Annotated in this window: 20 protein-coding genes and 1 pseudogene; 3 read left to right on the top strand and 18 right to left on the bottom strand. The window is 66.4% G+C overall.

Features of this window, described 5'->3' with window-relative positions:
* Positions 1 to 357: 357 nt before the first annotated feature.
* The 3 genes from E3O18_RS13980 to dapE all read right to left on the bottom strand — a co-directional run bounded on the left by E3O18_RS13980 (position 358) and on the right by dapE (position 2,885).
* Positions 358 to 534 carry a DUF3117 domain-containing protein gene (locus E3O18_RS13980; RefSeq protein ID WP_104099180.1) on the bottom strand — a complete coding sequence of 59 codons (177 nt, stop codon included), beginning with the start codon at positions 532 to 534 and terminating at the stop codon, positions 358 to 360.
* 63 nt (positions 535 to 597) lie between these two features.
* Positions 598 to 1,815, bottom strand: a complete 1,218-nt coding sequence (locus E3O18_RS13975) for a hypothetical protein (protein ID WP_241976476.1) — start codon at positions 1,813 to 1,815, stop codon at positions 598 to 600.
* Positions 1,791 to 2,885 carry a succinyl-diaminopimelate desuccinylase gene (gene dapE, locus E3O18_RS13970; RefSeq protein WP_134393962.1) on the bottom strand — a complete coding sequence of 365 codons (1,095 nt, stop codon included), beginning with the start codon at positions 2,883 to 2,885 and terminating at the stop codon, positions 1,791 to 1,793. Before dapE ends, E3O18_RS13975 begins: the two co-directional genes overlap by 25 nt.
* A 17-nt stretch (positions 2,886 to 2,902) precedes the next feature.
* On the opposite strand from dapE, the gene dapD reads away from it, so the two are divergent.
* Positions 2,903 to 3,883, top strand: coding sequence for a 2,3,4,5-tetrahydropyridine-2,6-dicarboxylate N-succinyltransferase (gene dapD / locus E3O18_RS13965; protein ID WP_134393963.1), 981 nt, complete (start codon positions 2,903 to 2,905; stop codon positions 3,881 to 3,883).
* Between the two features lie 343 nt (positions 3,884 to 4,226).
* Here the strand turns inward: dapD and E3O18_RS13960 are convergent, their stop codons facing one another.
* From E3O18_RS13960 to E3O18_RS13945, 4 genes are all read right to left on the bottom strand, one after another.
* Positions 4,227 to 5,528 carry a citrate synthase gene (locus E3O18_RS13960; protein WP_134393982.1) on the bottom strand — a complete coding sequence of 434 codons (1,302 nt, stop codon included), beginning with the start codon at positions 5,526 to 5,528 and terminating at the stop codon, positions 4,227 to 4,229.
* Positions 5,529 to 5,746: 218 nt separating this feature from the next.
* Positions 5,747 to 6,850, bottom strand: a complete 1,104-nt coding sequence (gene dapC, locus E3O18_RS13955) for a succinyldiaminopimelate transaminase (RefSeq protein WP_277870896.1) — start codon at positions 6,848 to 6,850, stop codon at positions 5,747 to 5,749.
* A gap of 7 nt (positions 6,851 to 6,857) precedes the next feature.
* Positions 6,858 to 7,175, bottom strand: a complete 318-nt coding sequence (gene fdxA / locus E3O18_RS13950; protein WP_134393964.1) for a ferredoxin — start codon at positions 7,173 to 7,175, stop codon at positions 6,858 to 6,860.
* A 34-nt stretch (positions 7,176 to 7,209) separates the two neighbouring features.
* The gene (locus E3O18_RS13945) at positions 7,210 to 8,193 is read right to left on the bottom strand and encodes a hypothetical protein (protein ID WP_134393965.1); all 984 of its coding nucleotides are present in this window, start codon (positions 8,191 to 8,193) and stop codon (positions 7,210 to 7,212) included.
* An 86-nt stretch (positions 8,194 to 8,279) separates the two neighbouring features.
* Here E3O18_RS13945 and E3O18_RS16645 point away from each other — a divergent pair.
* Positions 8,280 to 8,393 (top strand): annotated as a pseudogene (locus E3O18_RS16645) (hypothetical protein); the annotation flags it as partial.
* A 184-nt stretch (positions 8,394 to 8,577) separates the two neighbouring features.
* On the opposite strand, the gene E3O18_RS13935 reads toward E3O18_RS16645, so the two are convergent.
* The 11 genes from E3O18_RS13935 to E3O18_RS13885 all read right to left on the bottom strand — a co-directional run bounded on the left by E3O18_RS13935 (position 8,578) and on the right by E3O18_RS13885 (position 23,317).
* On the bottom strand, positions 8,578 to 9,018 hold the full coding sequence (locus tag E3O18_RS13935; protein WP_134393967.1) for a hypothetical protein: 441 nt from the start codon (positions 9,016 to 9,018) through the stop codon (positions 8,578 to 8,580).
* 134 nt (positions 9,019 to 9,152) lie between these two features.
* Positions 9,153 to 11,063: a translational GTPase TypA gene (gene typA / locus E3O18_RS13930; RefSeq protein ID WP_134342334.1), complete on the bottom strand. Its 1,911-nt coding sequence runs from the start codon at positions 11,061 to 11,063 to the stop codon at positions 9,153 to 9,155.
* Positions 11,064 to 11,275: 212 nt separating this feature from the next.
* On the bottom strand, positions 11,276 to 12,961 hold the full coding sequence (locus E3O18_RS13925) for an ABC transporter family substrate-binding protein (RefSeq protein ID WP_134418357.1): 1,686 nt from the start codon (positions 12,959 to 12,961) through the stop codon (positions 11,276 to 11,278).
* On the bottom strand, positions 12,958 to 15,171 hold the full coding sequence (locus tag E3O18_RS13920) for an ABC transporter ATP-binding protein (RefSeq protein ID WP_134393969.1): 2,214 nt from the start codon (positions 15,169 to 15,171) through the stop codon (positions 12,958 to 12,960). The genes E3O18_RS13925 and E3O18_RS13920 overlap by 4 nt, the downstream gene beginning before the upstream one ends.
* Entirely contained in the window at positions 15,164 to 16,114 is a 951-nt protein-coding gene (locus tag E3O18_RS13915) for an ABC transporter permease (RefSeq protein ID WP_134393970.1), read from the bottom strand. The genes E3O18_RS13920 and E3O18_RS13915 overlap by 8 nt, the downstream gene beginning before the upstream one ends.
* A 1-nt stretch (position 16,115) precedes the next feature.
* Complete coding sequence (locus tag E3O18_RS13910; RefSeq protein ID WP_134397780.1) at positions 16,116 to 17,099, bottom strand: ABC transporter permease; 984 nt, start codon at positions 17,097 to 17,099, stop codon at positions 16,116 to 16,118.
* Between the two features lie 283 nt (positions 17,100 to 17,382).
* Complete coding sequence (locus E3O18_RS13905; protein WP_134393972.1) at positions 17,383 to 17,952, bottom strand: hypothetical protein; 570 nt, start codon at positions 17,950 to 17,952, stop codon at positions 17,383 to 17,385.
* 19 nt (positions 17,953 to 17,971) lie between these two features.
* Complete coding sequence (locus tag E3O18_RS13900; protein WP_134393973.1) at positions 17,972 to 19,720, bottom strand: ABC transporter ATP-binding protein; 1,749 nt, start codon at positions 19,718 to 19,720, stop codon at positions 17,972 to 17,974.
* Positions 19,717 to 20,664, bottom strand: a complete 948-nt coding sequence (locus E3O18_RS13895; RefSeq protein ID WP_134393974.1) for an ABC transporter permease — start codon at positions 20,662 to 20,664, stop codon at positions 19,717 to 19,719. Before E3O18_RS13895 ends, E3O18_RS13900 begins: the two co-directional genes overlap by 4 nt.
* The gene (locus E3O18_RS13890) at positions 20,654 to 21,583 is read right to left on the bottom strand and encodes an ABC transporter permease (RefSeq protein WP_134393975.1); all 930 of its coding nucleotides are present in this window, start codon (positions 21,581 to 21,583) and stop codon (positions 20,654 to 20,656) included. Before E3O18_RS13890 ends, E3O18_RS13895 begins: the two co-directional genes overlap by 11 nt.
* Before the next feature lie 138 nt (positions 21,584 to 21,721).
* Entirely contained in the window at positions 21,722 to 23,317 is a 1,596-nt protein-coding gene (locus tag E3O18_RS13885) for an ABC transporter substrate-binding protein (protein WP_241973329.1), read from the bottom strand.
* 245 nt (positions 23,318 to 23,562) lie between these two features.
* Between E3O18_RS13885 and E3O18_RS13880 the strand changes: the two genes are divergently transcribed.
* Positions 23,563 to 23,949 carry a DUF393 domain-containing protein gene (locus E3O18_RS13880; RefSeq protein WP_241976950.1) on the top strand — a complete coding sequence of 129 codons (387 nt, stop codon included), beginning with the start codon at positions 23,563 to 23,565 and terminating at the stop codon, positions 23,947 to 23,949.
* Positions 23,950 to 23,953 lie beyond the last annotated feature (4 nt).

Raw genomic sequence — 23,953 nt, 5'->3', positions numbered from 1 at the left:
GACCATGCCCAGCACCATCATCGCGTCCGCCTCACCCAAGAGCGAAAAAGACACCGAATCCAGCACGGCCGCGGCCAGGTCACGCACCTGCTGCAGCTGCTGCACGAGCGAGAGCACCGCCTGCGGTAAGGCGGTGGGGTGGTACGGAGTGGGGGCCCCAGCCATGCTTTATATCGTAGACACGTTCTAAGTTGGAGTCAATGGCTGTGGAAGAATATCAGTTGAGTTTCGTCTGCCTGTTCTAATCAATTCGGTGACAGGGGGGCGGAGGTGCGACGGCTGTCCACGGGAAACTCATCCGCTTGAGTCCGAAAAAAGATCGGCCGCACAGCCTGAGCTGCGCGGCCGATCCTGGAACTATACGGTCGGCTGGACTACACCGGCGAGGGCGTCGTGAAGCTCTTTGGCTTCAGCGTCGTTCACAGAGACGACAAGTCGGCCTCCACCTTCGAGCGGAACACGCACGATGATGAGGCGCCCCTCTTTTACAGCCTCCATTGGCCCGTCTCCGGTCCTTGGCTTCATGGCCGCCATGAACTCCCCTTCCATTCATTCGTCTGAACTTCTATTATCTGCCATTACGGGCTGAGACTGTAATTAGGGAGGTGTCCAGTCCGCTCCGTCGACCCCCCAGCACAGCAGGAGCCAGACCCACTGGCCGGCGATGAACAGCAGCACGATGCCCACCCGGTAAACCGCGCTCCGCGGCTGAGCCACGGCACCCAACAACGGAAACATCGGCATCAGCAGGCGGAAGGTGCTCGACTGCGGGAAAAACACCGCCAGCAGGTAGAGGCCGTAGCTGGCCAGCCAGAACCGCAGGTCCGCGCCCAGTCGGCGCACCGCCGGCAGCAACAGGGTCAGGCCGAACGCCAGGATGAGCCCCGAGACAACGACGAGGCCCAGCGGCATCCCGAGCCACCAGACACCGCCCTGGAACCAGGCGGTGAACGGAACGAGCTCCTGATAACCGATGTAGGCCGACCGCCAGGCCAGCTCGGTGTCGGTGTAGGCCGTGATCGACCCCGTGGCGATCCAGGCGATGGCCGGCCAAACCAGGCCGGAGATGCCGCTGAACACGGCAACGGATGACGCCAGCAACCGTTCGCGCACCGAAAACGGGTCGTGTGTCCGGGCAAGCCAGCGGTGCACAACGTGCAGCCCCAGGGCGAGCGCGAAGGCCAGGCCGCTGGGCCGGGTCAGCGCCATCACGGCGATCACCGGGAACAGCAGCGCATACCGCCGCTCGAGCAGCAGGAGAAGTGCCAACGTGAGCAGGAAGAGGTACAGCGACTCGGCATAACCGAACTGCAGCACGGGCGACAGCGGGGCCACACAGAACAGCACCACCGCGAACAACGCCGTCCCGGAGTCCTGTATTCTGCGCATCAGCCGGTAGAACAGCAGGGCGGCGCCGAGGCTGGCGGCCAGGGACACGAATACGGCCACGGGTGCCCACGGCTGTCCGCTGAGCAGCATCAGCAGGCGCACGACCACCGGGTAACCGGGCATGAAGGCCCAGGCGTTCTCCGCGATGTCCCCGCCGGCGGTGAGCGGCAGTGTCGACGGGTAGCCCCCGACGGCGACGATGTTGTACCACCGGGCGTCCCACATGTTCGCGAACTCCGCGTAGCCGGGTGACGCTCCCGTCCACGGGTTGGCGCCCTGGGCATTCGCAAGCAGTAGCACCAGGGTGGTCGTGACGAGCCGGGACGCGGCCCAGATCAGGGCGACCCGCGCCCACCACGGCGTGAGCCGGTAGCCGGCCTTCCAGCCGGACGACGCCACGGCTATCCGACGCTTGTAGTCAGCCACGCGCGAAGGCCGTCCTCGCAGTCCGTGATCTGCGCCAGGGCGACGCGTTCGTCGTCGGCGTGAGCCTTCAGCGGGTCGCCGGGGCCGTAGTTGACGGCGGGAATGCCCAGGGCGGAGAAGCGGGCGACATCCGTCCAGCCGTACTTGGGCTTGGCCTCGCCGCCGACCGCGGTCAGGAACTGCAAGGCCAACGGGGCGTCCAGGCCCGGCCGGGCACCCTCGGCCCGGTCGACGACAGTGATCTCATAGCCCGCGAAGAGATCCTCCAGGTGCACGACGGCCTCCGCCGAGGTGCGGCTGGGAGCGAACCGATAATTGATGTGCACCATGCACTCGTCGGGGATGACGTTGCCGGCGATGCCGCCGCCGATGCCGACGGCGTTGAGGCCCTCGCGGTAGACGAGGCCCTCGACCTCGACCTGCCGCGGCTCGTAGGCCGCCAGGATGTTAATGACGGGCCCGATCTTGTGGATGGCGTTGTCGCCGACCCAGCTGCGGGCGGAGTGGGCGCGCAGCCCGAAGGTGCGGATCTCCACGCGCACGTTGCCGTTGCAGCCACCCTCGATCTGGCTGTTTGTGGGCTCGCCGAGGATGGCGAAGTCCCCCGCGAAGAGGTCGGGCCGGTTGAGGGCGAGGCGGCCGAGGCCGTTGAGGTCGTCGGAAACCTCCTCGTGGTCGTACCACATCCACGTTATGTCGACGCTGGGCGCGGTCAGTTCGGCGGCCAGCTTCAGCTGCACGGCCACGCCGGCCTTCATGTCGACGGTGCCGCGGCCCCAGAGATAGTCGACGCCATCGATGGTCTCGAACCGGGTCGGCAGATTGTCGTTCAGCGGGACCGTGTCGAGATGGCCGGCAATGATCACGCGCTGGGCCCGCCCCAGGTTGGTGCGGGCGACGACGGTGTCGCCGTCGCGGGTGACGTCGAGGTGCGGGGACCCGGCCAGCGCGCGTTCCACCGCGTCTGCGATGGCGGCCTCGTTACCGGACACCGACTCGAGGTCGCAGAGCGCCCGGGTGAGCTCGATCGAGGTCGCGGACAGGTCCAGGTTCACGGTGTTTTGGGGCACTCTACTAACCTAGAGCCATGACCTCCGCCGTGCCCCCGACATCCGTTTCCCCCTCGAACGCGTGGGGCTACGGCCTCGCCACCGTCGCCGGCGACGGCACGGTGCTGGACACCTGGTTCCCCGAACCTCGGCTCGGAACCCTTCCGGCCGGCCGCGACCGCTGGATCGTGCCGTCTGAACTCGAGGAATTCGCCGGAGTGGACCCGCGGCGAATGGTGCGGATCGAGGCCGTGACGATCGAGATCGACCTCACCGCTGCGCCTGCCGGAACGTCGGATGCCTACCTGCGCCTGCACCTGCTGTCGCACCTGCTCGTGCGCCCGAACACCCTCAACCTCGACGGCATCTTCGGCCACCTGCCCGCCGTGGTCTGGACGAATGTTGGCCCGATGCTGCCCGCCGACTTCACCCGACTGCGGCCGGCCCTGCAGCGCCACGGCATCCAGACGACCGGAATCGACAAGTTCCCGCCGCTACTGAACTACGTCACGCCCGACCGGGTGCGGATCGCGGACGCGTCACGGGTGCGTCTCGGGGCGTACCTCTCCCCCGGTACCACGGTGATGCACGAGGGTTTCGTCAACTTCAACGCCGGCACCCTCGGTACCTCGATGGTCGAGGGCAGGATCTCTCAGGGTGTCGTCGTGGGTGACGGCGCCGACATCGGCGGCGGTGCCTCCATCATGGGCACTCTCTCCGGCGGCGGTACCGAACGGGTGTCCATCGGCGAACGGGCCCTGCTCGGCGCCAATTCCGGGGTGGGCATCTCGATCGGCGCCGACAGCGTCGTCGAGGCGGGGCTCTATGTGACCGCCGGCACCAAGGTGCTGCTGCCGGGCCAGCCGCGCAGTGCCGACGGCACGACGCCGTCGGTGAAGGCCGTCGAACTCTCCGGGGTCTCGAACCTGCTTTTCCGCCGCAACTCGGTCTCGGGCGCGGTCGAAGTGCTGGCGCGCAGCGGCACCGGCATCGTGCTGAACGCCCAGCTGCACGCCTGATCCGGGTACCCCCGCATCCGTCGCCGCGCTCCACGGCATCCGTCGCCGCGCACCGACCGCACCGTAACCCCGGAGATTTTCGCGATACGCCGCCCAACCCGCCTGAAAACACGGTGAGCCGCGAAATTGTCCGGTTTTAGGTCGCGACGGATGCCCCTGCACACACCGCTCCGCTTGCCCCTTGCCCCCTGACGAATTCGACGGAGATTTTCGCCGTAAACACCTTAAACGGCCCCGAAAGCGGCTTTTTCGGCAGAATCTCCGTCGAATTGGTTCGACGGTGACTCCTGGGGCAAGCGGCACGACACCCAGCGCAGCGGCGCCGCACCAGGCCGCACTCGGGCTAGCGGCGCGGGAAATCGCGGGCCGGCGACCCGATGTAGAGCTGTTGTGGGCGACCGATCTTGGTCGTGGGGTCCTCGTTCATCTCGCGCCAGTGCGCCACCCAGCCGGGCAGCCGGCCGATCGCGAAGAGCACCGTGAACATGCTGGTCGGGAAGCCCATCGCCTTGTAAATGACGCCGGTGTAGAAGTCCACGTTCGGGTAGAGCTTGCGCTCCCGGAAGTAGTCGTCGTTGAGCGCGATGTGCTCGAGTTCCTTGGCGATGTCCAGCAGGTCGTCCTTGACGCCCAGTGCGGCGAGCACCTCGTCGGCGCTCTCCTTGACCAGGGTTGCCCGCGGGTCGTAGTTCTTGTACACCCGGTGGCCGAAGCCCATCAGACGAACGCCCTGTTCCTTGTTCTTGACCCGTTCAACGAACTTCTCGACGCCTTCGCCGGATGCCTTGATCTCGCCGAGCATCTTGAGCACGGCCTCGTTGGCGCCGCCGTGCAGAGGCCCGGAGAGCGCGTTGATGCCCGCGGAGACCGACGCGAACAGGTTCGCCTCAGTGGAGCCGACCAGGCGAACGGTCGAGGTCGACGCGTTCTGCTCGTGGTCTTCGTGCAGCATCAGCAGGCGCTCGAGGGCCTTACTGACGACCGGGTTCACCTCGTAGGGCTCGGCGAGCGTGCCGAAGATCAGCCGCAGGAAGTTGTCCACGTAGCCGAGCGAGTTGTCGGGATACAGGAATGCCTGGCCGATGCTCTTCTTGTAGGCGTACGCTGCCATCACGGGCAGCTTGGCGAGCAGGTGCACGGTGGCCAGCTCGACCTGCTCCGGGTCGTTGGGCTCGAGCGCATCCTGGTAGTACGCGGCCAGCGCCGAGGTGCCAGCGGAGAGCACGGCCATCGGGTGAGCGTTGTACGGCAGCACGTCGAAGAGGCGGCGCAGGTCTTCGTGCAGCAGGGTGTGCCGACGGATGCGCGTGTCGAAGGCTTCGAGTTCGCTCGCGCCAGGAAGGGAACCGTAAATCAGCAGCCAGGCGGTCTCGAGGAAGTTGGAGTTCTGGGCGATCTGCTCGATCGGATAGCCCCGGTAGCGCAGGATGCCCTTCTCGCCGTCGATGAACGTGATCGCCGACCGCGTGGCGGCGGTGTTCACAAACCCGGAGTCGAGGGTGATCAGACCCGATTTGCGGGTCAGCGTCGAGATGTCGATGCCGGAGGCGCCTGCCGTGCCGCGCACGATCGGGAACTCGGCGGATCCGCCGGGGAACGACAGTGTCGCCTGCTTGGGTTCGATGGATGGCGTTCGCTCGGCGATGTCGCTCACGGCGGCTCCCTGGGTCTGACTGAGTGTCACTGAATATCACTACCTAACCGTCTGGTGGCTGACCGTCTGTGGCGATGGGCCGCAGCACACCGATGTGTCTGGAGACGTCAACGCTGATACAGCCTAATGGCCGCAACCGCCTACTGTTGCATCCGCCAAGAATGTCCACTCTTCATTGGAGAGAGTTGACAACTCCAGAAAATGGGGCATCAGCCAGCGCGCAACCGAGTCGCAGCCGCCGCGATGCGTTCGTCCGTGGCGGTGAGGGAGAAGCGCACGTGTCTCGGGTAGCCGTCGCCGTAGAACGGACCGGGTCCGGCGAGGATACCCCGCTCGGCGAGCCGCCCGATCGATTCCCAGGCGGGGCGCCCCTCGGTCGCCCAGAGGTAAAGCCCGGCCTCACTGCGGGTGATCTGGAAGCCCGCCGCCACCAGTGCGGGCAACAGCACCTCGCGGCGCGCCTGATAGCGCCGACGCTGCACGATGACGTGCTCGTCGTCGCCGAGCGCGGCCACCATGGCGGCTTGCAGCGGCGCGGGAAGCATGAGGCCGGCGTGCTTGCGCACGGTCAGCACCCGGGCGAGCAGGTCCGCGCAGCCGGCCGCGAACGCGCCGCGGTAGCCGGCCATGTTCGACTGCTTGCTCAGGGAGTAGAGCGCAAGCACATTGTGCCGGTCCTGCCCGATGACGCGGGGGTCCAGGATGCTCGGGGTCGGCCGGGCGTCCCAGCCGTCGGTCCAGCCGAGCTCGGCGTAGCACTCGTCGGAGACGATCACCGCGCCGAGTTCCCGGGCGCGCGCGACGGCCGTGCGCAGCGCATCGACCGAGAGAACCCGGCCATCCGGGTTGCCCGGGCTGTTCAGCCATACCAGCTTCGTCGTCTCGGGCCAGTCGGCGGGGTCGTCGGCGGCGAGGGCGTCCGCTCCGGCCATGGCCGCACCGATACTGTACGTCGGGTATGCGGCACGCGGATGCACGATGGTGTCGCCCGCACCGAACCCGAGCATGAAGGGCAGCAGGGCCACCATCTCCTTCGACCCGATGGTCGGCAGCACGTCCTTCTCGGTGAGACCGGTGACCCCGCGCCGGCGCTCGTACCAGTCGATGATCGCCCGCTGCAGCTCCGGCGTGCCGGCGGTCTGCGGGTACGAGTGGGCGTCGGTGGCCCGGGCCAGCGCTCGGCGGATGACCTCGGGCGTCGGGTCCACCGGTGAACCGATCGACAGATCGACGATGCCGCCCGCATGGTCCCGGGCCCGGGCGGCGAAGGGGACCATCTGGTCCCACGGGTAGTCGGGGAGCGGCTTCAGCACGGCTGAATCAGACCTGGGGAGGCAGCACGGCAATGATGGGGTGGTCCGTATGGATCACGCCGACCTTGGCGGCCCCGCCGGGCGAGCCGATGTCGACGAAGAACTCGACGTTGGCTGTGTAATACTCGGCCCACTGCTCGGGAACATCGTCCTCGTAGTAGATGGCCTCGACCGGGCAGACCGGTTCGCAGGCACCGCAGTCGACGCACTCGTCGGGGTGGATGTAGAGCGAGCGGTCACCCTCGTAGATGCAGTCGACCGGGCATTCGTCGACGCAGGCACGGTCCTTCACGTCGACGCACGGCAGAGCAATGACGTATGTCACGTTGGAGGGCTCCCTTCACGAGCGAATATCTAGTCTATGCCAGACCCGGACGGGCAGGGATTCGTGGCCAGGCCAGCACGATCGTTGCCACCAGGGTCGGTACGACGGTCCAGAGCAAACCCGGAATCCCCTCGGGGACCAGGACCGAGCCGCCGGCGCTGCGCAGAGACAGGATGAAGATCGTGCCGAGGAGGCCGATCGCGCAGGAAAAGACGACCAGGCGGTTCCCCAGCATCAGTCGGAGACCTGCCAGGAGCGTCATGATTCCGGCCAGGGCCAGGATCAGCCCGATCGGGATCGTCACGGGCCCGATCGGGAGGGTGGCCTGGTGCGCGATCGTGCCGAGCACGCCGAAGGCGGCCCCGGTCAGGAGGGCGACGACCGCGGCCAGGCCGCGGCTGAGCAGCCCGGGGGTCGCGCCCGGGTCGGGAGCGTGCGCCGGGGGCAGCCGCAGGAAGGTCTCGGTGCCACCGATCGTGACCGGGCGGTCCGCCGGGTCGATCGGGTCGGCCGCGGCCACCGACTCGGCCGGCACGACGGTGTGGTCGGTGACGCTCCAGCGGCGCGGATACGCGGCGAGGGCGCGCAGCTTCTGGTCGACCTGGCCGCTCACATCGATCGCGACCAGCCGCTGGCCGACGGCATCCGTCACCTGGCGATGCTCGAAGACCGGCACATTCAGGCTGTCGGCGGCCCCGGCGGCCGCCCGGCGGAGGGTGTCATCGTCGGCGCCGACCACGACCGCGGTGGCGTGCACGTCCGCGAGCACGTCGGCGACGGCCTCGGCCAGTGACTGCGCCCCGGATGCCGCGGGCAGCATCCGCCAGTCGCTTACGTCGAGCGCCGCCATGGCTGCACGCACGTCGGAGTCGTCCGCGGAGTGGAAGTCAGTGGAGCCGAACAGAACGACGACCTCGGCATCGTCTGACCGCAGCCGGGCGATGGTTCCACCGGTCAGAAGGGATTCCTGACCGGGCCGGTCGTGCACGAACACGACTCGTTCTGCGCTGCCGGACATGACCATTGCTGAGCTCCACGGAGTTGGGACGGGCGGACACCCACGCATGAATGATAGCTGGACACGATCGCAGAACCGAAGCTGGAGTCACGACCGAGGCCTGGGACCGCACCATCCTGCGCGAGCAGGAGGCCGTGTTCGGCCGCAACAGGGGTGAGGGTGCCCCGTTGTCGGGTGGCACGGAGTTCACCGCCCCGGAACTTCATCCGCCACGTCGCATCGGGCCTCTTCGCCTGATCCCCCGCTGCTGAGTGAGCCTGCGTTTCGGTCGGCCTGACGCGGTGCAGCGACTCCGGCCCGAACGAATGAGATTGTGCTTGGACCGCCCCCAGGCCCAACACAGCAGTCGTTCTCCGACAGAACCTCCGTCGAATTGGTTCTCAGCTAGGCGGCCGGGGACACCGTGTAGAGCACACCCTCGGGGGTGCCGGCGACGACCACCGACCAAGTCTCGTTCGTCAGGGCCGCGACGCCGGCACCGCCGACGTTCGCGATGGCGGCGTTGTCGGCGCTGAAGCCGACAGCCTCGAGCATGGCCGTGGCGTCGGCCAGCGGGTCCGCGGCGCTGGTGGTGACGGTGACGACCCAGCCCCGGTCGGCGTCCGCGGTGTTCGATGCCCCGAAACCGAGATCCCCGTCGATCACGGGGATCTCCTTCGGCCAGCCCTCGGGCAGCTGCCCGCCCAGGCTGACATCACCTTCGGTTGCCCCGTTCACCGCGCCGTCGATCGCGGAGCCGACGGCCTCGCCGGAGCATCCTGACAGCAGGGCCACGCCCGCAACGGCCAGGGTCACGGCTAGCACACGTACACGGTGCAACTTCATCAGGGATCCCATTCGTCGGTTCAATCGTGCACGTGCGTGAAAGCACGAAACCGCAGGGGCAGCGCTATGGAAAACCATAACCACACCCCTACGGTTTCGCTCGTCGCGGCTGCTCAGCCGCACGGTGGCGACGGTTAGTTCGCGTCCTGCTTCTTCAGCCGCGAGACGTTGCGCTGACGTGCCGAGGCGGCCAACTCGACCTTGCGGATGCGCACGACGGCCGGGGTGACCTCGACGCATTCGTCTTCACGGGCGAACTCGAGGCACTGCTCGAGTGTGAGCTGCTTGGACGGGGTCATCGACTCGAACGTGTCGGAGGTGGACTGACGCATATTGGTCAGTTTCTTCTCCTTGGTGATGTTCACGTCCATGTCGTCGGCGCGCGAGTTCTCGCCGATGACCATGCCCTCATAGACCTCTTCGGTCGGGTTGACAAAGAACGACATGCGCTCCTGCAGAGCGATGATCGCGAACGGCGTGACCACGCCGGACCGGTCGGCGACGATCGAGCCGTTGGTACGAGTGGTGATCGTGCCGGCCCAGGCCTCGTAGCCGTGGAAGATGGCGTTGGCGATACCGGTGCCGCGGGTGTCCGTGAGGAACTCGGTGCGGAATCCGATCAGGCCACGCGACGGAACGATGAATTCCATCCGGACCCAGCCGGTGCCGTGGTTCGCCATGTTCTCCATGCGTCCCTTGCGGGCGGCGAGCAGCTGGGTGATCGCGCCGAGGTACTCTTCCGGCGAGTCGATGGTGAGGTGCTCGTACGGCTCGTGGATCTTGCCGTCGACGCGCTTGACGACAACCTGCGGCTTGCCGACGGTGAGCTCGAAGCCCTCGCGTCGCATCTGCTCCACCAGGATGGCGAGGGCGAGTTCACCTCGGCCCTGGACTTCCCAGGCATCCGGGCGTCCGATGTCGATAACGCGGAGCGAGACGTTGCCGACGAGCTCCTTGTCGAGACGGTCCTTGACCATGCGGGCGGTGAGCTTGTGGCCCTTGACCTTGCCGATGAGCGGCGAGGTGTTGGTGCCGATCGTCATCGAGATGGCCGGGTCGTCGACCGTGATGGTCGGCAGCGGGCGCGGGTCCTCTGGGTCGGCCAGGGTCTCACCGATGGTGATGTCGGCGAATCCGGCGACGGCGACGATGTCGCCGGGGCCGGCGCTCTCGGTTGGGTAGCGGTCGAGCGCCTTGGTGATCATGAGCTCGGTGACACGCACGTTTGCGATGGTGCCGTCGTGCTTGATCCAGGCGACCGTCTGGCCCTTCTTGATGGTGCCCTGGAAGATGCGCAACAGTGCGAGACGGCCGAGGAACGGCGAGGAGTCGAGGTTGGTGACCCAGGCCTGCAGCGGGTGCTGATCGTCGTAGACCGGTGCCGGAATGTGCTCGAGGATCGCTGCGAAGAGCGGCTCGAGGTCTTCGTTGTCGGGCAGCTGGCCGTTCTCGGGACGGTTGAGGCTGGCGGACCCGTTACGGCCGGACGCGTAGACGACGGGCACATTCAGAACCAGGTCGAGGTCGAGGTCGGGCACATCGTCGGCCATGTCGCTGGCGAGGCCGAGGAGCAGGTCCTGGCTTTCCTCGACGACCTCGTCGATGCGAGCATCGGGACGGTCGGTCTTGTTGACCAGGAGGATAACGGGCAGGTGCGCTTCGAGCGCCTTGCGCAGAACGAAGCGGGTCTGCGGCAGCGGGCCCTCGCTGGCGTCGACGAGAAGCACGACACCGTCGACCATGGACAGGCCGCGCTCGACCTCGCCACCGAAGTCGGCGTGGCCGGGGGTGTCGATCACGTTGATGGTGATGGGGCCATCCTTGGCGTGGATGCCCTTGTAGGAGATCGCCGTGTTCTTGGCGAGGATGGTGATGCCTTTTTCGCGCTCGAGCTCGTTCGAGTCCATGGCGCGCTCTTCGGTGTGTGAGTGCTCGGCGAACGAGTTGGTCTGCTGGAGCATCGCGTCGACCAGCGTGGTCTTGCCGTGGTCAACGTGGGCTACGATCGCGACATTTCGGAGGTTATTGCGCGTGGCAATCGCCATGAAGTAAATCCTTACGAAGAATGGATGCCGCAAAGTACCGCATGCGACGAAGAATGGATGTGTGTGGTCAAAGTCCGACCCAACGGACAATCCTACCGCACTCTCCCCGTCCGGGGGCTGAGAGTCCCTCGGATCCCGACTCGCGGCACGAAAAACGGGGCGGGGCTGAAGTCCCCGTCCCGTCCTCCGTGCTGTGTTGCGGGTGTGCCCGCCTACTTCTTCCAGCCGACGATGGACCAGTCGACCGTTTCGAACTGGGTGGCCCCGTAGTTGACGAGGCCGGACTTCACGGCGTACACGTTCGGCAGCGGCGCGATCGGGATGATCGGCACATACGCGGCGAGGACCGTGTCGATCTCGTTGGCGATGACGATGCGCTTGTCGGCGTCGAGCTCCGTGTTGGCCTCGTCGAAGAGAGCGGAGAGCTTCTCGTCAGTGATTCCGGTGAAGTTCGACTCGGAGTCCACCGGGGAGAACAGCGCCTCGCTCGAGGAGATCGGCCACGGAGTGCCGACCCAGGAGAAGCTGGTCATCTCGAAATCGCCCGGGATGATGTAGTCCGAGAAGTACTTCGCGGCGGGAACCTCGTTCAGCTCGACGGCGATGCCGACCTCCTTGAGGTCAGCCTGCACCTGCACGGCACGCTGCTTGTTCGTGGGGGTGTCCGCCGGCACGGTGATGGACAGCTCGAGAGCCGTGCCGTCCTTCTCGCGCATTCCGTCGTCCCCGGCGCTGTAGCCGGCGTCGTCGAGGAGTTTCTCGGCCGCGGCCACGTCGTAGCCGATTGCGTCGCCCACGTTGTCTTCATATCCCTTTTGACCCGGCATGAAGATGAAGCTGCCCTGGGTGGTGGCGTCGACGCCCACCGGCGTGTTGGCCGACTCGGAGATGAGACCGCGGTTGACGGCGTGGCCGATGGCGCGCCGCAGTTCGACGTCCGCGAGCGGGCCCTTCGCGCCGTTCATGGTGACGTGGGTCCAGGTGAGGCCACCGGATGCCTGGATCTCGGCATCCGCGCGCTTCTCCGCCGTCTGGTAGGCGTCGGCGTTCGACGAGATGTAGAGCACGTCGGTTTCGGAGTTGCCGAACGACGTGGCCGCCGATGCGCCGCTGATGACCTTGACGATGATGGTCTCGAGCTTGGCTGCCTCGCCCCACCATAGCGGGTTGCGGGTCAGCGTGACGACCTGGCCGGTGGCGTCGATGTTGGAGATGACGAATGGACCGGAGGAAGGCACCGGCGTGGTGACGTAGCCGGTGTTAAAGGCCTCAGGAGTGGACGTGACGCTGGCCGGCAGCACGCTCGTGAAGATCGATGCCCAGTCGGCGTTGATCGAGTCGAACGTGACCGTGAAATCGAAGTCGGTTCCGGTGGATTCGATCGCGCTGATCTGGTCGAAGATGGCCGTGGAGGCCGGGGAATACTCCGCGTTGGTGCCGTTCATGGCCGTCCAGGTGGCCACGTAGTCCTTATACGTGATCGGGGTGCCGTCTTCCCAGACCGCGGCCGGGTTGAGCTTGATCTCGATGACCTGAGGATCGTCGCTGACCACCTCGACGCTGGTGGCGTAGTTCGGGTCGACCGTGCTGGTTCCATCGGCCGCGACCCGGATCGGGCCGCCAGTGGTCGGTGCCACGGTGGTGACAGTGTCGGCCTCGTTGCCGTCGACTTGGTAGATGTTCCAGTTCGAGGGCAGAGACCCGATGGAGAGGTTGAGCGTTCCGCCATCCTGCACGTCCGCAGCGGCGGCGATCTCCCACGCAGTGGTGGGAAGGACCGTGCTCTCGCTCGCTTCGGGCGAGTCCTCTGCGGTGTTTCCGGGAGCGCACGCCGTGAGCAACAGGGCGGACGCACTCAGAACGGCGAGGGCTGCAAAAACAGTACTTTTCCGTTTCATGTGTGATTCTCCTTTTCTTGGTGGGAACTATTTCTGGTCAGGGAGGTTGGGGGCTGGACGGCCGCGGTGAGGAGAGCGCTGTGCTCCACGTGGTGGCAGGCCGTCTCCACCGTGCCGGTCAGGGCGAGCAGCGGGTCGATGCTCTCGCAGATCGCCTTCTTCTGCGGCGGGAGCAGGGTGTAGATCGGGCAGCGGTTGCGAAAATTGCAGCCGTCGATCTGCTCCGTCGGGCTGGGTAGGTCACCCTCCAGCAGCATCCGCGTTCGGCTGCGCTCGATCACGGGGTCCGGGATCGGGGCCGCCGAGATCAGCGCCTGGGTGTACGGATGCCGCGGGTGCGCGAAGACCTCGGCCACCGGCCCGTACTCGACGATCCGGCCCAGGTACATGACGGCGACGGTGTCGGCGATCTGGCGCACGATGGCCAGATCGTGCGCCACGAACAGGTAGGAGAGGTTGAGCTGTTCCTTGAGGTCCTCGAGCAGGTTGATGACCCCGGCCTGGATGGACACGTCGAGCGCGGACACCGGTTCGTCGAGCACGACGAGCCGGGGGTTCGTGGCGAGGGCGCGGGCGATCCCGACCCGCTGCCGCTGGCCGCCGGAGAACTCGTGCGGATAGCGGTCGGACATCTCAGGGTCGAGCCCGACCAGGTCGAGCAGCTCGGCGACCCGGGCGCGCCGGGCCCCGGGCTTCACGCCGTGAACGGTGAGCGGCTCGGCGATGATGTCACCGATCGGCATCCGCGGGTCAAGGGCGGCCATCGGGTCCTGGAAGACGATCTGTACGTCCTTCCGCAACCGAAGCAGGTCGGCGCGACCCAGCGTGGCGACATCCTGGCCATCGACCAGGATCTGACCCGCCTGCGGCCTCGTCATCTCCAGGATCTCGAGGATGGTCGTCGTCTTGCCGCAACCGGACTCGCCGACCAGACCTAGGGTCTGGCCGGGCTGGACCGAGAACGACACCCCGTCGACCGCCCGCACAGTGCCGATCTGCCGGGAGAACACCCCGCCCTTGGTGAGCGGGAAATGGCGAACCAGGCCGGTGACTCTCAGGACCGGCTGGGCGTCGCGATTCTTCTCCTGGTGCTCCGCGGCCAGCGGTTCCGGCCGGGGAAAAATGTCGGGGCGGGTCAGCGCACCGGCCGCGATCTCGGCCGAGCGGTGGCAGGCGGCGACGTGGGTGGCCTCGCCCGGGCCGACCACGGGCGCACCGGGCGCGGCCTCTGCGTGGTTGCGAAGAACCGGTTCCGTGTCGAGGCAGGCGTCGACGGCGATCGGGCACCGAGCCGCGAACGGGCAGCCGCGCGGCAGCGCCGTGAGCGAGGGCGGACGGCCCTCGAGCGGGACCAGCCGCTGGGTGCCGGCCGTCTGCATATTGGGCACCGAGCGGAGCAGGCCGATCGTGTAGGGCATGTGCGGGGAGGCGAAGACTTCGTCGGTGGTGCCGTTCTCCACGAGCTTGCCCGCGTACATCACCGCGAGACGGTCGGCATGGCCGGCCACCACCCCTAAATCATGGGTGATGAGAACGACGGCGGCACCGGTCAGGGACTTTGCCTTCTCGAGCACATCGAGGATCTGCGCCTGGATGGTGACGTCCAGGGCCGTCGTCGGCTCGTCGGCGATGATCAGCAGCGGGTCGTTGGCGATGGCCATGGCGATCATCGCGCGCTGGCGCATGCCGCCGGAGAACTCGTGCGGGAACGCCCGGACCCGCCGTTCCGGCGCCGGGATGCCGACGATCTGGAGCAGCTCGATCGCCCGGGCCGCGGCGGCGCGCTTGCTCAGCGCGGCATCGTGCAGCAGCAGGGCCTCGGCGATCTGGTCCCCCACGGTGTACACCGGGGTCAACGCCGACAGCGGATCCTGGAAAATCATCGAGATCTCCTGGCCACGGATGCGGGAGAGCTGGCGGTCATTCATCTCCAGCAGCGACCGGCCGCCGAACGTGATGCTGCCGGTGACCTGCGCCGAACTGGGCAGCAGCCCCATCAACGCCAGCGAGGACACGGATTTCCCCGAGCCGGACTCCCCCACGATGCCGAGGAATTCGCCCCTGTGCACCTGGTAGCTGATGCCGCGCACTGCCTGGACCGACGGGCCGCCGCGCTGGGGAAACGTGACCGAGAGGTCCGTGACCTCCAGGAGTGGGGCATCCGTGCGCGGCTTGTCGGCCGGGATCTCGTTCGTCAGAAGGTTAGTCACGGTTGACTCCCGAGGTTGGGTCGACGGCGTCGCGCAGGGCGTCGCCGATGAGGCTGACGGCGAACAGGGTCACGATGAGCACACCCGCCGGGAAGACGAACATCCACGGCCGGGTCACGGCGGCGCTCGTTCCCTCGGCCAGCAGCGTGCCGAGGGACACGTCGGGAGCGCGGATACCGAAGCCGAAGTAGCTCAGGCTGGTCTCGGCCAGGATTGCCGCCACCACGCCGAGGGTCGCGTCGATGATCAGCAGCGACGCCACGTTCGGGATGATGTGCCGGCCGAGGATCCGGTGCATGGGCACACCCATGTACCGGGACGCCTTGACGAAGTCTCGGTCACGCAGCGACCTGGTCTGGGACCGCACCACCTGCGCCATGATCATCCAGCTGAAGCCGGCGATGAAGACAGTGAGGAACACCCAGGAGAGCCCCTTGAACAGCGGACTCAGGATCACGAGCAGGATGAAGGACGGCAGCACGAGAAGCAGGTTGATGCACCAGACGAGCACGCGGTCGATTGCTCCTCCCAGGTAGCCGGCGACGGAGCCGACGACGGCGGCGATCATGGTGCCGAGGGGGCCGGCGATGAGCCCGATGACCAACGATTTCTGCAACCCGACCAGGGTCTGGGCGTAGAGGTCCTGGCCGATGCCGTTGGTTCCGAACCAGTGCAGCTGGGTAGGCCCGAGGCCCATGTTCAGCGGGTCGCGCTGCACGGCGTCGAACGGGTAGAACACGGGTCCGAGCAGCGCCCAGGCGAGGATGATCGCGATCGCGATCGCCCCGACCCAGAAGCGGGAGGTTTGGGTGAGTCGGCGCCAGATGAGGCGGCCGCGGGAGCGCGACCGGGCTGGCCGCGCCGCCCGAGCGGCGGGTGAGCCGGGCAGCAGCGGAACGAGCGGTGTGCCCAGTTCCGCGTTGGTTTCTTCGACCAGGGACATCTCAGTTCCTCACTCTCGGGTCGAGCGCGGCGTAGAGCACTTCGGAGAGCGTCGATGAGAACAGGATCAGGATCGCCACGAACAGCGTCGTGCCGGCGACCGCGTTGATGTCGTTCTGGCTGATCGCGTTGAGGGCGAACTCCCCCATCCCGTGAAAGGAGAAGACGATCTCGAGCATGATCGAGCCCGAGACCAGGGTGCCGAAGCTGTAGGCGAAGAACGTGGACATGGGGATGAGGGCCACGCGCACCCCGTGACGCACCAGGGCCGAATTGCGCGACCGCCCCTTGGCCCGGGCGGTGCGGATGAAGTCGGCCGACAGCACGTCGAGCATGACGCTGCGCTGGTAGCGCGAGTAGCCCGCCGCCCCGATCAGCACCAGGGCGATGGTCGGCAGGAGCAGGTGGATGCCGCGGTCGAGTGCGAGTTCCCACCACGAGCCGGTGAGTCCGGCCGAGTATTCCCCGGTGAAGGTGATCAGCTGCATGCCCACCGCGCCGTTCAGCGCCGTAGCACCGATCATCAGCAGCACGCCGACGACGAAGGTGGGGGTGGCGAAGATCAGGTAGGAGCCGTACGTGACGACCTGGTCGCTCAGTTTGTACTGGCGCACGGCACCCCAGACTCCGAGCGTCACCCCGACGATGGCCCCGATCAGCGATCCGATCAGGAGCAACCGCAGGCTGACCCCGGCACGGGAGATGATCTGGTCGCCGATCGAGACGCCGTTGACCCCGGTGCCCAGCGAACCGTGCACGACGATGGTGACGAGCCAGTCCCAGAGCCGCTGCAGCACCGGCACATCGGGGTTGACGCCGAGACCGTTCAGGATGTTGTCGATGGTCTGCTGCGACGGCTGCGGGTTGCGGCCGTAATATTTGGCCGCCGGGTCGAGCGCCAGGCTGGACACGATGTACGCGAGGCAGGTCGCGATCATCGACAGGAAGAAATAGTTGACGAAGCGCCGGAAAATGTAGAAGACCATGGGGGCCGCGGATCAGACCAGGGCACCGGGAACGGCGACGAGCAGCGTGCAAAAATTCCAAACCATGAAAACTCCCCCATCGTTCCCCCCCGCCGGGATACCGGGGGAAGGAACTGTTCTCGTGTGCTTGAGGGGAGAGCCTATGCCTGTGTGAAGCGACTCTGCCCCAGATGCCAGTCTGGGGCACTTTTAGACGGAAAATGTAACAGTTTCGAAACTTTGCGGGCACAATGCGCAAGAAAACGATCTGTCATTGAGCAAGACTCAGGCGCAACCAGATAATTCAGGCCAGCACCGACCACGCCAGCTGACTGGTCGGCCCGAGGACGAGCACGGCGCCGACCAGGAACGAGCGTCGATGCCAGCGGCGCACAAATCGCTCCCCGGCGCGCTGCGGAGCCTCGTGCCGGTCCCAGAAGCCGCGGATGGCCCGGTGCGCGGCCGATCCGCTGATGCGCCCGCTGGACTCCCGTATTTGCCCGGCCGCCCGTGAAGTCGACGGCGAAGTCGCCAGCGCCGACCGGGTGGAGGACGGCGCACCCCAGCACACTAGACGATTGCCCGACCGGGTCACCACGACGACCTGATGCCGAAGCACGATGTCGTCCACCTCACCCCAGGGCACCTCGATCGTGCTCAGCACGTTGACGATGGACAGCCCGTGGTGGTTCAGTTCCAGGCAGGGCCGCGCGAAGACCAGCCAGGCGCCCCAGACGATCAACGCCACGGCGGGCACGGCGGCCAGCGCCGTGTCCCAGCGCCCGCGAACGGCAGCGTCGGCCAGCAGCGCGGCACAGAGGACAACCAGGGCGGCGAAGACCGCCACCGAGGCGGGTGACCGGAGGACGGTCATCCCGCCCCCCGGAACCCGGTCAGCGGCCAAACTGGAAGTTGCCGCCGGGGATGGCCGCGAGCAGCTCCTGGGTATAGGCCTCGCGGGGACTGTCGAAGACCTCGTCCGTGGACGCGGTCTCGACGATCTTGCCCTTCTGCATGACGCAGACGTTGTCGGCGACGAGCCGCACGACCGCGAGGTCGTGCGTGATGAACAGGTAGGTCAGGCCCAGTTCAGTCTGCAGCTCGGTGAGCAGGTTGAGGATCTGTCCCTGCACGAGCACGTCGAGGGCGGAGACCGCCTCGTCGAGCACGAGCACGTCCGGCTTGAGGGCCAGGGCGCGCGCCACGGCGATGCGCTGGCGCTGCCCACCGGACAGTTCGCTCGGGTACCGGTACCGGGTGGCCCAGGGGAGGGAGACCTGGTCAAGCAACTCGCGCACGCGGGCCTGCCGCTCCGCGGCGTTGCCGATCTTGTGGGCCAGCAGGGGCTCCGCGATCGTGTTGCCCACGTTGTACTGCGGGTCCAGGGAACCGTACGGGTCCTGGAAGACCGGCTGAACGCGCCGCCGGAACTTGAGCAGCGCCGCACCCTTGAGGCCGGCGACATCCTGGCCGTCGAATTCGATCTGCCCGCTGGTGATGCTCTCCAACTGCAGGATGAGCTTGGCCACCGTCGACTTGCCCGACCCGGATTCACCGACCAGCGCCGTGGTGGTGCCCTTCTTGATGGCGAAGGAGACGTCGTTGACGGCCAGCAGCTCGTTGTACCTCAGACCCTTGGTGCGGATGCGGTACATCTTGGAGATGTTCTGCACCTTGATCAGGTCCTGCGTCGCCGCCGCCTGCTCCCGCTCGGCCGCACGGGCCACGAGGGTCGTGTCGAGCGATCCACCGGAGAAGATCTCCACGTCGTCCGCATCCTGGCTCTTGGCCGACTGGATGCGACGCGACGCGAGGCTCGGAGCCGCGGCCACAAGGCGCTGAGTATAGGGATGCTGCGGGTTGGCGAGGATCTCCAGCGACGGCCCGGATTCGACGACCTTGCCCTTGTACATCACGACGAGCTGTTCGGCCCGCTCGGCCGCGAGGCCGAGGTCGTGGGTGATGAACAGCACCGAGGTGCCGTAGTCGCGGGTGAGGGTGCCGAGGTGGTCCAGGATCTGACGCTGCACCGTGACGTCAAGCGCAGAGGTGGGCTCGTCGGCGATCAGGAGCTTCGGCCGGGCGGACAGGCCGATGCCGATCAGAACGCGCTGGCGCATGCCGCCGGAGAACTGGTGCGGGAACTGCTTGAGGCGGTCCTCCGCGTCGCTGAGGCCCGCCTCCTGCAGCACCTGGATGGTGCGCTGACGCGCCGCCTTGCCCTGAGCCACGTTGTTGGCCCTGATGGCCTCCTCGACCTGGAAGCCGATGTTCCAGACGGGGTTCAGGTTGCTCATCGGGTCCTGCGGCACGTAGCCGATCAGGCGACCGCGCACATCCTGCATCTGTTTGTCCGACAGCCCGGCGAGGTCGCGGCCCTCGAACAGGATCTGTCCGGCCGTAATCTTGCCGGTACCGGCGAGGAGCTTGATGATGGCCTGCGCGGTCGTGGTCTTGCCCGAGCCGGACTCCCCCACGATCGCCAGCGTCTGACCGGCGTACAGGGTGAGACTGACCCCGCGCACGGCGGGGACGAGGCCATGCTGGGTTTGAAAACCGACCTCGAGGTCGCGGATCTGGAGCAGAGGCTCGGTGGAAGCGTCGACGCTTTCGCCGATGGGTTCGATGACGGTCTGGCTCATCGGCGGGCCCTCGCTTCGGGGTCGAGGGCGTCGCGCACGACGTCGCCCAGCATGAGGAACGCGAGAACGGTCACGGACAGTGCCGCCGCGGGGTAGAGCAGCACCTGCGGGTTGGTGCGGAGCGAACTCTTCGCCGCGTCGATGTCGTTACCCCAGGACATGATGCCCGGCGGGAGGCCGATGCCGAGGAACGACAGGGTGGCCTCGGCCACGATGAACGTGCCCAGCGAGACGGTGGCGATCACGATCACGGGGGCGATCGAGTTCGGCACGACGTGCCGCAGCAGAATCCGGAATTTGCTGACGCCCAGGGCGACGGACGCCGTGACGTAGTCCGAGTTGCGGGCGGAGAGCACCGCGCCGCGCATGATTCTCGCGATCTGAGGCCAGGCGAAAAGCGACAGCACGAGTGCGATGGTGACGGGGGTGCGCTCCGGCAGGACCGACATGAGCACGATCGCGCCCAGCACGGTGGGGACGGCGAAGAAGATGTCGCCGATGCGGGAGACGATCGCGTCGAGCACGCCGCCGTAGTAGCCGGCGAGCGCGCCGACGATAATTCCCGTGAAGGTCACCAGGATCGTGGCGAGCAGGCCGACGGTGACCGAGGCCTGCGTGCCGAAGATGATTCGCGCGTAGATGTCGCAGCCCTGACGGGTGTAGCCAAGCGGATGTCCGTCAGACGGACCGTCGTGGCTGTCGCCGAGGTCGCACTCGGTGGGCGACACCTGGGCGAACAGGCTCGGGAACAGGGCAACGATGACGATCAGGAGGATCAGGGCCGAAGAGATCCAGAAGGTGGGCCGCACCCGCATGGCGTCCCAGGCATCCGCCCAGGTGCTGCGGGCCTTCTGCGATTCATCGAGGCGGTCGACGGCTTCGACCGGGGTTTCTTCGAGCGCGGCCACGTAGTGGGTCTGCGCGTTCGGGTTCTTATTTGGCATAACGAATCCTCGGGTCCAGAGCTGCGTAGAGGAGGTCGACGAGCAGGTTGGCCAGCACGAAGATCACGACCATCACCGCGATGAACGACACCACGGTGGGTCCTTCGCCGAGCTTGATCGCCTTGTAGACGGTGCCGCCGACACCGTTGATGTTGAAGATGCCCTCGGTGACGATGGCACCGACCATCAGTGAGCCGAGGTCGACGCCGAGGAAGGTTACGACCGGGACCAGGGAGTTGCGCAACACGTGCACGCCCACCACCCGGCGGCGGGAGAGCCCCTTCGCCGTGGCGGTGCGCACGAAATCCGCGCTGAGGTTGTCGGAGACACTGGCCCGGGTGAGCCGCACAATGTAGGCGAAGGAGACGGAGGCCAGAACAAGGGCCGGCAGCAGCAGTTCACTCAGGGGAGCTTCGCTGCTCACCGTGGTGCGCGCCCAGCCGAGCTTCACCGCGAAGACGTACTGCAGCACGAAACCGATCACGAACGTGGGGACGCTGATCAGGAGGAGGCTGACCACGAGGGCGCTGGTGTCGAAGAGCTTGCCCTTGCGGAGCCCAGCGACGAGGCCGACGAGGATACCGAAGACGGCCTCTATGGCCAGCGCGAGCAGGGCAAGACGGGCGGTGATCGGGAAGGCCTTCGCCATCACGTCGCTGACCGGGCGGCCGGAGTAAGTGGTGCCCAGGTCACCCTGGAAGAAATTGCCGATGTAGATGAAGTACTGCACGATGAACGGCTTGTCCAGGTTGTACTGGGCGCGGATCTGCTCGACGACCCCGGGAGCCGGGGGCCGATCGCCGTACAGGGCCGCGATGGGATCTCCGGGAAGAGAGAACACCATGAAGTAGATCAGGAGTGTCGCACCGAAAAACACCGGGATCATCTGGAGCAGGCGTTTGCCGGTATACCAGATCATCAGGTCCCCAAGCCGGAACGTATGTACATGAGATTCACAATCACTGGTTGAGTCTAGTCACGTGTGGGGTCCGGGGCTGTATGCCCCGAACCCCACAGGTGTTATCTATTTACTGCTGACGAGCTGGTTGAACGAGAGCTACTCGCTCTTGGTGATGTCGGTGTACATCGGCACGGAGTCCCAGCCGAAGACGACGTTCTCGACCGACTCGGACCAGACGCCACTGACGTTGGAGTACCAGAGCGGGATCGTGGGAAGGTCGACGAGGAGGACTTCCTGTGCTTTCTGGTACTTCGCGGTGGCGTCCTCGACGGAGGACGCGGCCGCGCCTTCCTTGAGCAGCGCGTCGAACTCTTCGCTGGTGTAGTCCTCGTAGTTCGAGCCGGCACCGGTCTGGTACAGCGGTGCGAGGAAGTTGTACAGCGACGGGTAGTCACCCTGCCAGCCGGCGCGGGTGCCACCGGTCAGCTTGTCGGCGGAACGGTCGTCGAGCGCCGCAGCGAACGTCGGGTACGGCTTGCCGATGGCTTCGATTCCCAACGTGTTCTTGATGCTGTTGGTCACCGCGTCGACCCAGGCAGCATGGCCGCCGTCGGAGTTGTAGGCGAGGTCGAACGTGCCGGTGTAGGGCGCGATCGCGTCGGCTTCGGCCCACTTGGCCTTGGCTTCTTTCGGGTTGTATTCGAGGACTTCGGCACCCTTGAGGGAGTCGGAGTAACCGTCGATGACCGGCGAAGTGAAGTCGGTCGCGGGGGTGCGGGTGCCCTGGAAGATGACGTCCGTGATTTCCTTGCGGTCGATCGACATCGAGATGGCGGCGCGACGCAGCTTGCCTTCCTCACCACTCCAGTGCTCGAGGTAGTACGGCATGTTGAAGCCCTGGAAGATGGCGGCCGGCTGGTTCACGAAGCGGTCCGGGAAGTCCGACTCATAGGACTCGAACGCGGCGTCCGGGACGGCGTCGAGCACGTCGAGGTTGCCACCCTGGACATCCGCGTACGCGGCGTCCATCGAGGCGTAGAAGACGATGTTCAGGCCACCGTTGGCGGGCTTGCGCACGCCGTCGTACTCGGGGTTGGTGACGAGGTCAATTCCGACCTCGTGCTCCCAGGCGCCCTCTTTTGCCAGCATGTACGGGCCGTTGCCGATCGGGTTCTCGCCGAAGGCTTCCATGTCGTCGTACGCGGCGGAGGGCAGCGGCATGAACGCCGTGTAGCCCAGGCGCAGCGGCCAGTCGGCCTCGGGCGAGGCCAGCTCGACCGTGAAGGTGGATTCGTCGACGACCTTCAGCCCGGTCAGTTCGGCGTCAGCGTCGTAGCTGAAGCCGGCGATGTTGTCAAAGAAGTACGAGGCGCTCTGGGCGTTGCTGAACTTCGCTCCGAAGTTCCAGGCATCCACGAAGGAGTCAGCCGTGACGGCCTCGCCGTCGGTGAACTCCCAGCCGTCGTTGAGCGTGACGGTCCAGTTCTGGGCGTCGTCGGACTCGATCGACTTGGCGACCTCGTTCTCGATCTCGCCTTTGGCGTTGTACGAGACGAGCCCGGCGAAGATCGAGGTGGTGATCTTGCCGCCTCCGGTCTCGGTGGTGTTCGTCGGGATCAGCGGGTTCTGCGGCTCGGATCCGTTCGTGGTGATGATCGCCGCGGTGTCACTCTCTGCCGGGGCGTCTCCGCTGGCGCAACCGGAGAGCACGAGGGCTCCCGCGGCAGCCAAGGCGATGGCAGGTATGCCCATTCTCCTGATTTTCAATTTTCCTCCAGTGCGCAGGGAAATGCCGCGTGACCCTCGGGCGAGCAGACATCTCGGATATACCGACCTTAAAGAGTGGGCGCGGACTTCGCATAATCCATTGCGGAAACGTTACAGATGCGAAACAAACTGCGCAGGATAGTTGCGCCACAGCAGGTTCTTGCGCGCAATCCGTCCACCGGATTCAGCAACCTGCTCGTTCCGGGCAGTGGGAAGATGGGAGGATGACCGTGACCACCCCCGTACGCCCTCCGCTGTTGATCTTCGACGGCGACTGCGCGTTCTGCACGACCTCCGTGAACACCATGAGGCGTCTGATTACCGGCATGCCGACTTCCTCTCCCTACCAGTGGACCGACCTGGCGTCCTATGCGCTGACGACGAAGGAGGCCCAGTCCCGCGTTTGGCTGGTCGTCGACGACCACCGGTTCGGCGGCGCCGCGGCCGTGGCCGCCCTGCTTCGGCACCAGCCGAATGCGCTTTTGCGCGTCCTGGGTTGGCTCGGCACCGTGCCGCCGTGGTCGTGGGCGGCCGAAGTGGGCTACCGGCTCGTGGCGCGGTACCGCCACCGGCTGCCCGGGGGAACACCGGCCTGCCGGATGAAGCCGGGCGCGTGACTCT

Source organism: Cryobacterium sp. TMT2-42-4, assembly GCF_004402645.1.
Classification (GTDB): Bacteria; Actinomycetota; Actinomycetes; order Actinomycetales; family Microbacteriaceae; genus Cryobacterium; species Cryobacterium sandaracinum.
Note: the sequence above shows the minus strand (reverse complement) of the source record. Positions and strands in the feature narration are given on the sequence as shown.